This window comes from Roseivirga misakiensis, assembly GCF_001747105.1.
In the GTDB taxonomy this organism is placed as follows: domain Bacteria; phylum Bacteroidota; class Bacteroidia; order Cytophagales; family Cyclobacteriaceae; genus Roseivirga; species Roseivirga misakiensis.
The window spans coordinates 630,504-644,961 of the sequence record NZ_MDGQ01000003.1 but is presented as its reverse complement, the minus strand read 5'-3'; the positions used below and the strand labels follow the sequence as shown (position 1 = coordinate 644,961).

The window sequence follows — 14,458 nt, the reverse complement described above, 5'->3', positions numbered from 1 at the left end:
ATAATTGAAATAGTATAAATGAGAATGATATGATTACTTCATCTTATTTGGGGGAATAAACTTGAAGCGTTGACCACCAACGGCAGCCTCGTACATTAAACCTCCTTTGGCCATCGTAAAAACGGCGACTCCCTCTGTATACTTGGCGTCTGCGGAGATACCTGACTTTAAGGCCACCGCCGATACCTGAGCGGCGAATTGTAATTCATTTTCCTGAAAGCGGTTAAAAGCATCAGCATTTTCAAAGAATATGATTTCGCTATAGGCTTGGCCTCCAAACTGAAAACCAAATGATATTTGAGTCATATTTACACCGCCTACAACGTCACCTTTTCTGTAAACTACCCCTTTACCAGCAGCTCCTCCTATTCCGATCGCTCCTTTACCAATCGAAGGGAAAATAGCATATCCGTAAGCTTCTGCTGCAAGTTTTGCGAATCCAGGATCTACTTTTTCAAATTCAGCAAGTGTTTGTTCTGCCTTTTGCGGGTCGTGCTTCTTTCTGCGTTGGGCTTCAGCCTCAATGTTCCATATGAAAAGACTTATAAAAACTAGGGGAACTATTCTTAAACGTTTCATCATGTTTCTTTCACAAAATATTTATCGCCTTGGGCAGAAGGTTCAATCGTAAGCAAGTTTGCCAAGACTAACTTTACTAATGTTCTGGATGCTATAAACTTTGGGATATTGGCTTGTTTTGCAAACGTTGATACATTGGTAAACTTGTCTTGTTCTAACAATTGCATCAGAATTTTTTCTTTTTCTCCATAATTAAAGCGCTCATCTCTAGCATCATTTTTTCGCTTAAGAATTTGACGCATTTCTTTAGACGCTTTTACACTTTCGTCACCACACCGAATAAACGCAGTGCCTATTTCTTGTTGAGTATTTTCTGAAGCGCGATATGGCTTTTGACTCCCTTCTGGGATATTAAAAATAGCTACGCCTTTTTTATCATTGATTTTTAATAGCTCCAACTGATAGTCAATGTGTGGTTTTATTAGTTCTTCGATAGCTTTTTCTAAAACAAAGGCTTCTCCTTCAATATTTCTAGTCCCTGAAATGGTTCCATCATCGTCAACACCGAGCAATAGCTTTCCACCATTGCTATTGGCGAATGCTACTATCTCTTTAACAATTTTTTCAGGGTAATTAGCCTTTTTCTTGAATTCGAGAAACTGACCTTCCCCCTTAATTGTTATTCTGCTTAAGTGAGCTAAATCCATTTAACTACGCTTAGGGTAATACTGAAAGCGAATTATGCTTATTCTAAATCATCTTCAGTTAGATCATCCAAATCTGGCATAGAAAACATACTACTGAGTAAGTCTTTAAATCTTGTTCCTGTGTCAAGTGCTGATTTACTGAGTTTACTATACTCTGCTAATCCGTGTAGTACAAATTCCATCAGGAATAGTGTTTCATGCATGTTAGCTTTAGGATGTTTGGCTTTCACCAATTCTGCCAACCCTGGAACAGCTTTTAAGCCCTCTTCATAAGTCGATCCTTTCAGGTCATTGAGGAGGTCTAGTGTGTAGCCTTCGCCAAACCATTCTATGATTTTTTTGTACGGATTTTCTGATTTCTCTTTAGACTTATCATCTGGTTTTGGGAAATACTCTGTGAACATGGTTCTAATGGCCTTGCCCACTAAATTGTGAGCTACAATGCCAGGGCCTTCTTGTTCGCCTTCATAAACCAATTCCACTTTTCCCGTGATGGCTGGCACCACTCCTACAAAATCGGAGATACGAATATAAGTCTGGTTTTCTCCGTTTATTAATGCTCTTCTTTCGGCAGCACTGGCAAGGTTTTCATAGGCCGAAATTGTCAACCGGGCTGAAACCCCACTTTTTTCGTCCACATATTCACTATCTCTTGCTTCAATGGCAATTTGCTCGATGAGGTCTTGAGCAATTTCATTGATCACCACTTTTTCCTTTTGCTCACCTTTGATATCCGCTTCTTGCGTGGTGATTTGCTTGCTGATTTCTAAGGTTTTAGGGTAGTGGGTGATAATCTGACTATCGATTCTATCTTTTAGTGGCGTTACAATGCTGCCTCTATTGGTATAATCTTCTGGGTTAGCGGTGAATACAAATTGAATATCCAGGGGCATTCTAAGTTTAAAGCCTCTGATTTGGATATCACCTTCTTGAAGAATATTGAACAACGCCACTTGGATTCTAGCCTGTAGATCGGGTAGCTCATTAATGACGAAAATACACCGATGTGACCTTGGAACTAGACCATAATGAATAACGCGTTCATCTGAATAGGGCAGTTTTAGCGTTGCTGCTTTTATAGGGTCTACGTCTCCAATAAGGTCCGCAATCGAAACATCTGGTGTCGCTAATTTTTCAGCATAGCGATCGGAACGATGTAACCATGCGATCGGGGTATCATCACCTTTTTCTTTGATCAGGTCAGCTCCAAATCGTCCCAATGGATTCAGTGGATCATCATTCAGGTCAGACCCCTCAATAATTGGCACATATTCATCCAGTAATTCGGTCATTTGCCGAGCAATTCTTGTTTTCGCCTGCCCTCTCAAACCCAACAAGTTCATATTGTGTTTGGACAAAATGGCTCTCTCAATATCAGGTATAACAGTATCTTCATAACCCCAAATACCTTCAAAAGTAGATTCCCCGTTTTTAAGCTTGGAAATAAGGTTATCTCTTAACTCATCTTTCACTGATTTACTTTCGTAACCAGCTTCCTTGAGTTCTTTAAGTGTTTTTATAGATAATAATTGATCTGATGTCAGTGCTTTATAGCTCATCTTAGAATCTTTTTCTTCTATTGCGTTTATAATCTTCAAATATGATGTGCCCTAATCCCTTTAAGCTACTGTAGTAGGCATTTCCATTATTGGCCGTCGTGAATTCTTGCACGAATTGCTTTAGGTAAGGGTCGGATGCAATCATGAACGTGGTTACTGGGATATTGAGTCTACGGCATTGCGTAGCCAAATTCAATGTTTTGTTTAAAATTTTAGGGTCTAGACCAAATGCGTTTTTATAGTACTTGATGCCCACTTTCATACAAGTAGGTTTCCCATCCGTGATCATGAAAATCTGCTTGTTTGGGTTTTTTCTCCTTCTCAGAATATCCATAGCCAATTCTAATCCTGCTATGGTATTGGTGTGATACGGACCAACTTGTAGATAGGGGAGGTCTTTGATTTCTATTTGCCAGGCATCGTTTCCGAATACAATTACGTCAATCGTGTCTTTCGGATACTTAGTGGTCACTAACTCGGCAAGGGCCATCGCCACTTTTTTCGCTGGCGTAATTCTATCCTCACCATATAAAATCATGGAATGAGAAATATCGATCATAAGGACGGTCGAGGTCTGGGTTTTATATTCTGTCTCTACGACTTCCAGATCATTTTCGGTCATCATAAAATCTCCGAAACCATTATTGATTTGGGCATTCCTGATCGAATCGGTCATCGCAATTTGCTGTATGGAGTCACCAAACTCGAAAGGCCTTCGGTCAGTACCGGTTTCATCACCTGTACCAGAGAAATTAGTTTTATGTTGACCTTTACCCGCCTTCTTCAGTTTGCCAAAGATTTCTTCTAAAGAAGACTTTCTGATTTCCTGACCTGTTTTACCAGTTACTTCAAATTTCCCATCCTGATTTTGTTCAGTGAGATATCCTTTTTCCTTTAGTTCGTCAATAAAGTCTCCTATCCCGTAATTATCGTCCGTAATTGAGTATTGCTTGTCAATATTGGTCAGCCAAGACAGTGTTTCCGAGACATCGCCGCCAGTAATGCTGATTAGCTGTAGAAAAATATTGAGTAGGTTATCGAAGGCTGAATCACCTTGCGCTTTTTCAGGTATATATTTAGAAAACCGGTATCCCTTCATAAGTTTTTAATTAACACCAATCTCTCTGAATTGGTTTAAAGAAGAATACAAGATTTGTAAAGTCTGTAAAATCAATTAGTTAGGTAATTGGTTACCTAATTCGATCAAATATATTAGATTGCTGTGTTTCTTTTGATTACGATATCGTTTTATGTCCAACTATTTAAAGCCTAAGCGTTAAACCAAGCTTGATTTTGACTAAATCGACCATATCGGAACTTACGGAAATAGAGCTAATTGAGAAGGCTAAAGGGGATAAGAAGTTCTTTGAACCCCTTTATAAGAAGTATTATGAGCAAGTTTTTAGATTAGTTTTTTCTAGAGTTCAAGATGTAGATTTGGCAGGAGATATTACCTCCGAGGCTTTCGGAAAGGCACTGTCTCATTTAGATGATTATAAGTATAAAGGATACCCTTTATCTGCTTGGTTGGCGCGAATAGCATTAAATAGTTGCTATGACTATTTCAGGTCGCAGAAAAAGCAACGGCACGTGTCGTTGGAAAATTACATATCACACGATATCGTCTTCGAAATTGAAATTGAGGAGAATGAGAAGGAGCTCTGGCTAACTATGTTGCCAGACGTGTTGGAGAAACTTAAACCCGCTGAATTAGAACTAATAGAGTTGCGATTTTTTGAGGGTAAGAGTTTCGCGGAGATAGGATACATTCTGGATATTACGGAGGGCAATGCCAAAACCCGGACTTACAGAATCCTAAAGAGGTTGAAAAGATATTTTAAGCGTAGTACATCGTGAAATACAAATTTGTAGATAAGGCGAAAAATTTAACACCTGATGATATCAAAGCTCAGATGAACTTTGATAATGTGGTGAAAGGTGCTTCTGTGTGGGCTGGGTTCAAACTTGGTTCAGCGCTATTGAAGTTAGGAGCAAAGGCTACGACGACCGTTGTGGCAGGTACTAGTACTGTTGTAGTTGCAACAGCCATTGTGGTGGGTACAACAACTGATGTCTTTAAGCCAAAGGAGAATAACACAGCGCATTTAGTACCATCGGAAATTCAAATAGAAGAGGAACCTAAAGAAGAAGAGTTAATTACTCCAGTTACAAAAGATTCCATTGCGAGTGCACCGAAGCAAAAACCGGTCGTACCAGTTCAGAAAAAGCCTGTACCAAAACCAAAGCCAGTTAGTAAACCTGTTGTAAAGCCAGCTATACAAGACCCTGCTCAAATACAGTATGAAGACATAAAGACAAATGCTCGGCCACTACCGAGTATTAGTGCTTTCAAGTCATTCATCGATAATGAGCTGATTTATCCAGCTGATCAAATTGCTGTTGGTAATAATGAGGCTAAGAATGTAGAAGGGTATGTTGAGGTTTTTTGGACGATAAATCGTAAAGGTGAAGCGACAAACTTTAAGATTAGAAAATCACTCGGTACAGCTTTCGATAATGAGGCAATCAGGGTAATAAAGAAATACAAAAACTGGGAGCCTGCTACTTTTAATGGCGAAGCCGTTGAAAGCAATATTACCTTCAAGATTTATTTTCGAATGAAATAACCTAAATGGGTAACCATAGTCCTGCGTGTCCAGAGTTCGTGGGGTTTATTTGAAGGTTCAATTCTATCTTTTTTCTTATATTCAAGGGTTCAACTTTTTGAAAACCAGTGCTTAATGGTTTTTCGCTTTCTATGAACCAACAGAGATTACTGTCTATTTTCAACTTCTTTTTGTTTACTTCTAGTTTACTGGATCAATTTAAAGTAGTGTTTCAGGCAGTAGGGGAGAACCAATTGAATTCAACTTTAACTAAATTTTTTTGATATGGATTTTTCAGCTATTAACTGGCTTGCGGTAGCAGTAGCGGCGATCGCTTTTTTTGCATTAGGGGCAATTTGGTATGGGCCTATTTTTGGTAAGGCTTGGCAAAAGGGCGCCGGACTTACCGATGATGATATTAAGAACAGCAATATGGGAAAGACCTTTGGTACGGCATTCATATTTGCCTTACTGATAGCGGTAGGGATGGCCATATTCTTTTTTGGCTTTCCCGCAGAACCAGGCTGTGAAGTAGAGATGACGGCAGGTATGGGCGCGATGTACGGCCTCATGACTGGCATTTTCTTCTTATTTCCTTCTATCGGCATGAACTATACTTTTGCCAAAAAATCTATGAGTTACATTCTAATCGATTCAGGGTACCACGTTTTGGCCTATACAATAGTAGGTGTGATTTTAGGTGCTTGGCAGTAATCAGGCGGCGTTAGAACAATAAAATAAGAGGCTTGTTAACCTCATAATACTTTTTGGTGTCTAAGTGTATATGATGTTTTAAACGTCTATACTATAGACACCAATACTTTGGGTAATGAACTAATCTTACCCAATTCTACGTTCTTCGGGGGTAGGGAAATTTAAAGGGTGTGGTATATCATTAAAACAATACCATGAAAATGAGCAAAATGAAGCGTTCAGTGTCTTCACCTAAATCTTATAAAACGGGTTTCCAAAAGGCACAGCAGGAATATGAAAGGTTCCTAGAGGTTAAAAACAGACTGAACCAAATCAAAGCTTACCAGCAATTAAAGCAAGGTGAGTTATTTTTAGAACTGATCGAAGCTTAAAAGTCTAACGGCGATTTTAAGTTCGATTCTTTAAAGTCACTGTCCACGATTTTGGATGGTGTAGAGGCTTCTTCACCCCAAATCGGAGGGGTAAACCCATACTTTTCGGCCATCTTTTCATGAACTTCTTGGCGCGTAGGATGGTCGGGAGAAACTAAATTATAGACTTGTTGCTGTTCTTGAATAGGCCACTGGGTTATCTGACTCGAAATAATTCTAATAATGTCATCTCGGTGTATATAGTTTACAGGAGTATTTGCGCCTTGAGTAACTTTCCCTGAGAACCATTTACCAGGAATCCTTTCGCCTCCCATCAATCCCCCACAGCGATAAATGATTAGTTCTTGTTCGATCTGTTTGATCTGATTTTCTCCTTTTACAACGCCTTTCGACGATCCATTGTCAAAGTCAGGCTTAGTAGAAGTATCTACCAAACCATCTGTATTTGGGTAGTAAGAGGTAGAACTAATGAAGATTACTTTCTTGACTGTGCTTTGCTGCAATTGATATTTGAGAAACTTGATTTGCTCCTCATAGAACTCTGGAGTATTCCTTTTTCTTCCCGGCGGAATATTAATGATGATTAGTTCGGCCTCAAAAAGTCTATAAAATGACTCCCCAACGGGCATTGGTTCAAGCTTGAGTAGTATTGGTTCAATACCAGCGTCCGATAGAGTTGATAGTTTCTCTTGGCTCGTTGTACTGCCGATGACTTTATGACCTTCGTTGATGAGAGCCTTAGCTAAAGGTAATCCAAGCCAACCGCAACCGATTATGCCTATCGTCATGCTAGAAAGGTTAAGAGCTTGCTAATACGGTTGCCGCTACGTCGCTATAGAATTTCTCGTAGATCGGTAAAATCACCTCTATGTCGAAAGTCTTGGCTTGTTCGAGCGCGTTGGCCTTAAATTTTTCTAAATGTTCTTCACTGAGCACGTGAAGCGCATTTTTAGTCATTTCTTCGATATTTCCGACGTTAGACGTAAAGCCTGTGACACCGTTAATGTTCAATTCAGGAATACCTCCCGCATTAGATGAAATGACAGGTACTTCGCACGCCATAGCTTCTAGAGCAGCCAATCCAAAACTCTCTTTTTCAGAAGGCATAAGGAATAAATCTGCTACAGAAAGTACTTCTTCTACAGCCTCTAGTTTACCTAAGAAGCGGACTTCATCATATATGCCAAGTTCTCTGCATAAGGCTTCAATATGCCCTCTTTCAGGTCCATCGCCAACTAGTAAAAGTCTAGCGGGAACTGTTTCTGAAATCTTATGGAAGATTCTTACAACATCGTCCACGCGTTTTACTTTCCTGAAGTTAGACGTATGCACGACTAATTTCTCTCCATTGGGGCAAATAGCCGTTTTGAAGTGATCTTTTCGTTGTCTTTTAAATTTGGTCAGGTCTATGAAGTTTGGTATTACCTCAATCTCACGCATTACATTAAAATGCTTGTAGGTATCTTTCTTCAAGTCTTCTGATACTGCAGTAACGCCATCGGATTGATTAATGCTAAAGGTTACGACAGGTTCGTAAGATGGATCTTTTCCTACAAGTGTAATATCTGTACCATGAAGCGTAGTAACTACAGGAATGTCAATGCCTTCAGATTTCAGAATCTGTCTGGCCATAACCGCTGCCGAGGCATGAGGAATTGCGTAATGCACATGTAATAGATCCAACTTTTCGAATTTCACCACATCGACCATTTTACTGGCAAGTGCTAACTCATATGGCGGATATTTGAAAAGTGGATAAGATCGAATGTTAACCTCGTGGTAAAAAAGGTTCTCATTAAAAAAATCTAGTCTTGTTGGTTGCGAATAGGTTATGAAGTGCACCTCATGACCATTTTTCGCCAGGCCTTTACCCAGTTCAGTTGCGACCACCCCACTTCCTCCGAATGTTGGGTAGCATACGATTCCTATTTTCATGAAAAATGTAGCGTTACGCTATGACTAACTCTATTCTTCGACTTTAGGTTCAAAAATTGACTGGTAAAGCAAATCATGGATGCGAGTTCTCACGTTTTCTTCAATCAATTTAAAGTTATCACTTTCGGGATATGTCCTATTGGTCAGGAATATAAAAACGAGTTCTTCTGCCGGATCAGCCCAAACTGCGGCTCCTGTAAAGCCAGTATGACCAAAAGTACTAGCTGACGCGTATTGGCTTGTAGGCCCCTCATCGGTGCCCGTAATTGGTTTATCCCAACCCAATCCCCGTCGATTTTCTAAAAACTGAGCACTTGTAAATATTGGGATGGTCCAATTATTAAAGTAGGTCTTACCAGCATACTCTCCCATTTGCATGTTCATTTGCATGAGAATGGCCAAATCGTTGGCCTTGCTGAAAAGACCAGCATGCCCTGCGACTCCACCCATCAACGTAGCGTTTTGGTCATGAACATTTCCACAGACTACAACATTCCTGAAATAATCATCAACTTCAGTAGGGGCTATTTCTTCATTGTATCCTTTTTCCAGCGGTAAGAATGCCGTACTGCTCAAGCCCAATGGGTTATAGAATTCTCGGTTTAGATAGTCTTCCACAGGTTCATCAATAATTTCTGAAATCAATTTATAAACCAGCGTATAGCCTAAGTCTGAATAGAGGTAGTCGTAGCGTTTTTTCTTTTTGGGTAACTTTCTCAATTCAGACTCAATGGTCCAATACCATACGGAATCACTTAATGATGGCGGGAGACTTCTTTGTTCGGCAATCTTAAAGTTATGGTTAGGACCCTGCGCATCGATGAGATATTCCTCTTTCATAGCGCCATCGCTAACCGTCTTTTCCCAGAAGGGAATATAGGGTTTTAAACCAGCCTGATGTGTCAGAATATCTCTTATGATCAGGTCTTTTTTATTTGTGCTGTCCAATTCCGTTAAATAGTCTCCGATCGGTTTATTGATATCTAGCCTTTTTTCTTCGTAGAGTTTCATAACGATCTGTGTGGTGGCGGCTACTTTAGTGATCGATGCTATGTCATAAATAGTGTTGTCGTCAATAGGTTTTTCTTCGTCGTAAGTCTGATAGCCAAAGTTCTTCTGATAAACCACCTTGCCTTTTCTTGCCACAATGACTTGGGCGCCAGGAGTTGCCTTTTCTTTGATGGCCTCCTCAATAATTGTATCAATTTTCCGAAGAGAATCTACATTCATACCAACTTCTGAAGGTAGGCCATAACTTAATCTCGACGTTGTTAGCGTTTCAATTCCCAGTCCTGCTTTGAAGTCTTCACTGGCCGAAATCGGCAGTTTACCTTCGGCTTTTAGCGCACCAAAAATTATTTGCGGCACTAGGTTTTGCGTTATATCATTGTCTTCATAAGTACATATGAGGTTTTTCACACCTTTGAAGTATTGTAGGCTGTAAGCATTGCCAAAGGCGACTACAATTACCTTAGTTCTTGCCTGTAGTTTCCTGATGAATTGGATTTCTGCCGTATCAACTCCGTGTTGATTTTTAGGTGAATTGGTAATACCATGATAGCCGACTACCACGGTATTAAATGCAGCAAGAGAGTCAAGCGCTGACTCGTCCAAGGAATCCAGCGCTACATGATCGAAACGTGCGTATTTATCAAGCATATTTTCGAACTCACCATTTTCTCCCTCACCCAATTGTAGAGAAGCCATCTGGTTGTCACCCAAATCGAATATCGGTAAGAGAGACTCATGATTATCTACTACAGTAATGGCTTTTTGATAGAGAATTCTATTTAGTAGCTGAGCATAGTCGTTGTTAATCCTTTTCGTGAGGTTAGTGGTATTTATCGGCGCGTATTCGTTTAAACCAAACCAATATTTTGCCCTTAAGATTTTCTTGACTCGTAGATCTATCGATGTTTGATCAAGAGTCTTTTTTTTGATGGCTTTTTTGACTTGCTTAATCGCTTTTGGCACATCTAGCGGAAAAAGAATCACATCATTTCCAGCTTGCAGTGCTTTGACGTCTGCTTCTCCCGGATCGTAATATTTAGCCACGCCCTGCATATTCATGGCATCCGTAAACGCCAAACCATCGAACTGTAGATCGTTTCTTAATAAGTCGGTTACCACTTTATTACTCAATGTGGTGGGCATATTTTTACGATCATCATAGGCAGGGACTTGCAAGTGGGCCACCATCACACTCATCAAGCTATCTTTCATTAATTGCTTGAAAGGGTAAAGCTCAGTTTCTGTCATTCTGTCTTTAGAATGAGTGATTACAGGTAAATCGTAATGCGAGTCGACACCAGTATCACCATGGCCGGGAAAATGTTTGGCATTAGCCATAATTCCATGATCTTGAAGCCCTTTCATGTAGGCAATGCCTTTGTCGGAAACCTTGTATTTGTTCTCTCCAAAAGATCGATAACCGATTACTGGATTATTGGGGTTAACGTTGACGTCTACAACAGGAGCAAAATTGATGTGCATGTTTAATTGGTGAAACTGTCTTGCCACTTCTTTGCCCATTTCGTAAATCCACTTATTGTCTTTTATGGCGCCAAGCGTCATTTGTTTCGGAAAGTCCATGACACTATCTAGTCTCATGCCAATGCCCCATTCGGCATCCATTGCTATGGCTAAAGGAACTTTCGATTTGGCTTGATACCGATCATTAAGTTTAGCTTGTCTGTAAGGTCCGCCTTGGAAAAATATGAGTCCACCGATGCTGTATTTGGTGATGAGCTCATCAATTTCTTGATAGTGCTTTTCATCACGGTTGGAGTAGGCTGCCACCATAAAGAGTTGACCCAAACGTTCGTCTGGTGTTAGGGCGTTGAAAATGCTATCTACCCATTGCTCTTGCGCCAATGTATCTATTTTCTGATAGATTTTTTGGCCCTTAACAGAGGCAATTCCAATCCATAAACCGAATAGGAGTAGGGTAACTTTTTTAATCATAGCAGCGTAAGCACTTTCAATACAAATAAATAAACTATATTTTTAGGACATAGTTAAAACGTTAAAAAAGGAGCATTAATATGTTGAAACTGCCGGGTTTAATGAAGAAAGCGAAATACCAGCGCTTCGAGGTGACTCCACGTTACTATGATCCTATCAAAGAAGATATAGAAAACAGAACTTCTCGGATCAAAGCTGAGCTGGGAATGCTGGACGATGATTCAGACTTGGGATACACCTCTCAAATTTCTGGTTCTTTTCGAAAAAACATGAAGCATGCGAAAGGCGATGGTATTGGCCAAACGGCTATGCTTAGGCTCATCATCATGATTGTTTTAGTGATGTTTGCAGGTGGTTTTGTTTACATAGGATCAGACATCTTTTATTTAGCCTTACTCTATATTCCGTTCTATCTTTGGAAGAAGTTTAAAAAATAGATTCCAGAGTCTCGAATGCCCGACATCATCAAGTTATTACCGGACAACATTGCCAATCAAATTGCGGCTGGTGAAGTTGTTCAACGCCCCGCTTCTGTAGTGAAAGAACTACTAGAGAACGCCATAGATGCGGGTGCTACGGATATCAAGTTGATTGTGAAGGAATCGGGTAAATCCCTAATCCAAGTGGTGGATAACGGCGTGGGTATGTCGAATACCGATGCCCGAATGTGCTTTGAAAGGCATGCTACTTCAAAAATCCGATCGGCCGATGACTTATTTGCGATCAAAACAATGGGTTTTCGGGGAGAAGCCATGGCCTCTATAGCCGCGATCGCTCAGGTAGAATTAAAATCTAGGCGCGCCGAAGATGAATTAGGTGTGCAGATCAATATTGAAGCATCAGAGGTGAAATCTCAAGAAGCAGTAGCTACACCAGTGGGTACATCTACCTGTGTAAAGAATCTTTTTTTTAATGTACCTGCCAGAAGGAATTTCCTGAAGTCTAATGCTGTGGAAATGCGTCACATTGTTGATGAATTTCAAAGAGTAGCTTTGGCCAACGCAGAAGTGGCTATGTCCCTTTATCAAAACGACATGGAGGTTTACCAGCTTTCTGGCGGTAAGCTGAGTAAAAGGGTAGTGGGGATTTTTGGCAAGAAGTACCAAGATCAGATGGCTTCTTGCGAGGAGGAAACTGACGTGATGCGTGTTTATGGCTATGTTGGGAAACCAGAATTTGCAAAAAAGACCCGTGGTGAGCAATTCTTCTTCGTCAACGATCGGTTTATAAAAAGTAATTATTTAAATCACGCGGTAGTAACGGCATTCGAAGGCTTACTTCAAGAGTCAACTTACCCTTTCTACACGCTGTTCATTGAAATTGACCCAAAACACATCGATATCAATGTTCATCCAACAAAAACAGAAATAAAATTCGACGATGAGCGCACTGTTTATGCCATTGTAAAGGCTGCTGTGCGTCAGGCTTTGGGAACACATAATATTGCTCCTGCTATTGACTTTAATCAAGACGTAAACTTTCGGTCTTTTCAAGCGCCCCCATCCTCAGGCGGTATGAAAGCCGCTGAGAGAGATTATGGGCAATTCAAATCTTTCGAGAAGAAGCAAGAGGTGGGCCAATGGGAGAAGCTTTACGAGGGGCTACAGAAAGAGATTTCGCAGACGGAACAGGAGAATGCACAGTTGGACATTCACCCTGAATCACAAAGTACAATTACTTTGGGCAGTGCAGCGAATTCTTTGGCTCCAGAGCCATCTAGAGAGGCAAAACCTTATTTTCAAATTCATCAGCGTTATCTGGCCACGCAAGTAAAATCAGGCCTTATGCTTGTTGATCAGCAGGCTTCCCATGAACGGATTTTATACGAGAAATTCCTCTTACAATTAGAAAATAGATCAGGAGCATCTCAGCAGAGTTTGTTTCCGCAAACGCTAACCTTAAATCCTTCTAATTTTTCATTGATTCAAGAGATTAAGGATGAGTTAAACGCCATTGGTTTTGAGTTTTCTGACTTTGGATCGAATACGATAGTGATTAATGGGGTGCCAGCTGACTTAAAAACTACGAATGAAAAGGTGCTGTTTGAAGGCTTTATTGAGCAGTTTAAACAAAATCAGTCCGAGTTAAGTATTTCTAATGATGAGAATGTAGCGCGGGCAATTGCCAAAAGATCTTCAATAAAAGTTGGTCAAGCGTTAACCCAAGAGGAGATGTCATCGTTAATTGATCAGCTATTTGCCTGTAAAAACCCGAATTATTCTCCGGATGGCAAGAAAACTACTTTTATTCTTGAATTGGAAAAGATAAGCCAGTTCTTTAATTAGCATTTATGTTCGGACGTATCACGCCAATTGTAAAGAATCTACTAATCATTAATGTGGCCATTTTTTTGGTGCCAACATTCCTCAATATGGATCTTGGCCGGGTATTCGGCCTCTATTTCATTTATTCAGAAAATTTTAAGCCAGTGCAATTTGTTACCTACATGTTTTTGCATGGTAGCAATATGCATCTTCTAGGTAATATGTTGCTATTGTTTTTGGCAGGTCCAATGTTAGAGTATTCGCTGGGCTCAAAGAAATTCTTAATTCTCTATATGGTGACTGGTTTAGGTGGAGGTATCCTGTATACTGCCGCTAATTACGCAGAAATGAGTGCTATTAAAAATGACGTAGATCGGTATATCAGTGCACCAAATTCTCAGAGTTTTAATGAGTTGATGGTGGCTCATTCTGATAATGTTTACAATCAAAATATCTACTTATTTACGGATCAATATTCAAGAAATGAGAATAATCCTGAGTTAATCAGTAGATCCATCGGCTATGCGAGAGGCCTTTATGCTTATTTTGGTAATTACCCTATGGTTGGTGCTTCAGGTGCTGTATATGGAATCCTTGCTATGTTAGGCCTTCTTTTTCCAAATAGACAAGTAATGTTATTGATATTACCACCAATTAAGATAAAGTATATTGTTGGTTTTCTGATAATAGGAGAAATCTTTGCTGAATTTCAGAGAACCCCAGGTGATAATGTAGCGCATTTGGCCCATTTAGGAGGGGCCCTCTTTGCTTGGGGGTTACTAAGGTATTGGCAAAAAAAAGGAGGAGTGTTTTCTTGAT

General features: G+C 40.1%; 14 protein-coding genes. 7 read left to right on the top strand and 7 right to left on the bottom strand.

Features of this window, described 5'->3' with window-relative positions:
- Positions 1-33: 33 nt before the first annotated feature.
- From BFP71_RS03190 to BFP71_RS03175, 4 genes are read right to left on the bottom strand one after another with little or no spacing between them, the layout of a single operon-like run.
- Positions 34-582, bottom strand: a complete 549-nt coding sequence (locus BFP71_RS03190) for a lipid-binding SYLF domain-containing protein (protein WP_245701808.1) — start codon at positions 580-582, stop codon at positions 34-36.
- Positions 579-1,226, bottom strand: coding sequence for an AlbA family DNA-binding domain-containing protein (locus tag BFP71_RS03185; protein WP_069833994.1), 648 nt, complete (start codon positions 1,224-1,226; stop codon positions 579-581). Before BFP71_RS03185 ends, BFP71_RS03190 begins: the two co-directional genes overlap by 4 nt.
- Positions 1,227-1,264: 38 nt before the next feature.
- Positions 1,265-2,785 (bottom strand): P-loop NTPase family protein, encoded by a 1,521-nt coding sequence (locus BFP71_RS03180; protein ID WP_069834552.1) that lies wholly within the window; start codon positions 2,783-2,785, stop codon positions 1,265-1,267.
- Position 2,786: 1 nt separating this feature from the next.
- A complete protein-coding gene (locus BFP71_RS03175; protein ID WP_069833993.1) occupies positions 2,787-3,884 on the bottom strand; it encodes a vWA domain-containing protein in 1,098 nt (365 codons plus the stop codon).
- Between the two features lie 194 nt (positions 3,885-4,078).
- On the opposite strand from BFP71_RS03175, the gene BFP71_RS03170 reads away from it, so the two are divergent.
- The 4 genes from BFP71_RS03170 to BFP71_RS19330 all read left to right on the top strand — a co-directional run bounded on the left by BFP71_RS03170 (position 4,079) and on the right by BFP71_RS19330 (position 6,476).
- Positions 4,079-4,642, top strand: coding sequence for an RNA polymerase sigma factor (locus tag BFP71_RS03170; RefSeq protein WP_176723306.1), 564 nt, complete (start codon positions 4,079-4,081; stop codon positions 4,640-4,642).
- Positions 4,639-5,412: an energy transducer TonB gene (locus BFP71_RS03165; RefSeq protein WP_069833991.1), complete on the top strand. Its 774-nt coding sequence runs from the start codon at positions 4,639-4,641 to the stop codon at positions 5,410-5,412. The genes BFP71_RS03170 and BFP71_RS03165 overlap by 4 nt, the downstream gene beginning before the upstream one ends.
- 264 nt (positions 5,413-5,676) lie before the next feature.
- Positions 5,677-6,105 (top strand): DUF1761 domain-containing protein, encoded by a 429-nt coding sequence (locus tag BFP71_RS03160; protein ID WP_069833990.1) that lies wholly within the window; start codon positions 5,677-5,679, stop codon positions 6,103-6,105.
- A 209-nt stretch (positions 6,106-6,314) separates the two neighbouring features.
- Complete coding sequence (locus tag BFP71_RS19330) at positions 6,315-6,476, top strand: hypothetical protein (protein ID WP_176723305.1); 162 nt, start codon at positions 6,315-6,317, stop codon at positions 6,474-6,476.
- Here the strand turns inward: BFP71_RS19330 and BFP71_RS03155 are convergent.
- The 3 genes from BFP71_RS03155 to BFP71_RS03145 are packed head-to-tail and all read right to left on the bottom strand — an operon-like array spanning position 6,473 to position 11,375.
- Positions 6,473-7,264 carry an NAD(P)-binding domain-containing protein gene (locus BFP71_RS03155; protein WP_069833989.1) on the bottom strand — a complete coding sequence of 264 codons (792 nt, stop codon included), beginning with the start codon at positions 7,262-7,264 and terminating at the stop codon, positions 6,473-6,475. The genes BFP71_RS19330 and BFP71_RS03155 overlap by 4 nt on opposite strands.
- Before the next feature lie 10 nt (positions 7,265-7,274).
- The gene (bshA, locus tag BFP71_RS03150; RefSeq protein ID WP_069833988.1) at positions 7,275-8,411 is read right to left on the bottom strand and encodes an N-acetyl-alpha-D-glucosaminyl L-malate synthase BshA; all 1,137 of its coding nucleotides are present in this window, start codon (positions 8,409-8,411) and stop codon (positions 7,275-7,277) included.
- 30 nt (positions 8,412-8,441) lie between these two features.
- Positions 8,442-11,375, bottom strand: a complete 2,934-nt coding sequence (locus tag BFP71_RS03145) for a glycoside hydrolase family 3 N-terminal domain-containing protein (protein WP_069833987.1) — start codon at positions 11,373-11,375, stop codon at positions 8,442-8,444.
- 101 nt (positions 11,376-11,476) lie between these two features.
- On the opposite strand from BFP71_RS03145, the gene BFP71_RS03140 reads away from it, so the two are divergent.
- Genes BFP71_RS03140 through BFP71_RS03130 form a run of 3 tightly spaced genes read left to right on the top strand, consistent with a single transcriptional unit; the run spans position 11,477 to position 14,457 of the window.
- Complete coding sequence (locus tag BFP71_RS03140) at positions 11,477-11,812, top strand: hypothetical protein (protein WP_141719662.1); 336 nt, start codon at positions 11,477-11,479, stop codon at positions 11,810-11,812.
- Between the two features lie 15 nt (positions 11,813-11,827).
- Complete coding sequence (mutL, locus tag BFP71_RS03135) at positions 11,828-13,660, top strand: DNA mismatch repair endonuclease MutL (RefSeq protein ID WP_069833985.1); 1,833 nt, start codon at positions 11,828-11,830, stop codon at positions 13,658-13,660.
- 5 nt (positions 13,661-13,665) lie between these two features.
- The gene (locus BFP71_RS03130) at positions 13,666-14,457 is read left to right on the top strand and encodes a rhomboid family intramembrane serine protease (protein ID WP_069833984.1); all 792 of its coding nucleotides are present in this window, start codon (positions 13,666-13,668) and stop codon (positions 14,455-14,457) included.
- Position 14,458 lies beyond the last annotated feature (1 nt).

Excerpts from the sequence above, each read along its gene's own strand:
- BFP71_RS03190 (WP_245701808.1), bottom strand. The coding sequence starts at position 582 with ATGATGAAACGTTTAAGAATAGTTCCCCTAGTTTTTATAAGTCTTTTC.
- BFP71_RS03185 (WP_069833994.1), bottom strand. The coding sequence starts at position 1,226 with ATGGATTTAGCTCACTTAAGCAGAATAACAATTAAGGGGGAAGGTCAG.
- BFP71_RS03180 (WP_069834552.1), bottom strand. The coding sequence starts at position 2,785 with ATGAGCTATAAAGCACTGACATCAGATCAATTATTATCTATAAAAACA.
- BFP71_RS03175 (WP_069833993.1), bottom strand. The coding sequence starts at position 3,884 with ATGAAGGGATACCGGTTTTCTAAATATATACCTGAAAAAGCGCAAGGT.
- BFP71_RS03160 (WP_069833990.1), top strand. The coding sequence starts at position 5,677 with ATGGATTTTTCAGCTATTAACTGGCTTGCGGTAGCAGTAGCGGCGATC.
- BFP71_RS19330 (WP_176723305.1), top strand. The coding sequence starts at position 6,315 with ATGAAGCGTTCAGTGTCTTCACCTAAATCTTATAAAACGGGTTTCCAA.
- BFP71_RS03155 (WP_069833989.1), bottom strand. The coding sequence starts at position 7,264 with ATGACGATAGGCATAATCGGTTGCGGTTGGCTTGGATTACCTTTAGCT.
- bshA (WP_069833988.1), bottom strand. The coding sequence starts at position 8,411 with ATGAAAATAGGAATCGTATGCTACCCAACATTCGGAGGAAGTGGGGTG.
- BFP71_RS03145 (WP_069833987.1), bottom strand. The coding sequence starts at position 11,375 with ATGATTAAAAAAGTTACCCTACTCCTATTCGGTTTATGGATTGGAATT.
- BFP71_RS03140 (WP_141719662.1), top strand. The coding sequence starts at position 11,477 with ATGAAGAAAGCGAAATACCAGCGCTTCGAGGTGACTCCACGTTACTAT.
- mutL (WP_069833985.1), top strand. The coding sequence starts at position 11,828 with ATGCCCGACATCATCAAGTTATTACCGGACAACATTGCCAATCAAATT.
- BFP71_RS03130 (WP_069833984.1), top strand. The coding sequence starts at position 13,666 with ATGTTCGGACGTATCACGCCAATTGTAAAGAATCTACTAATCATTAAT.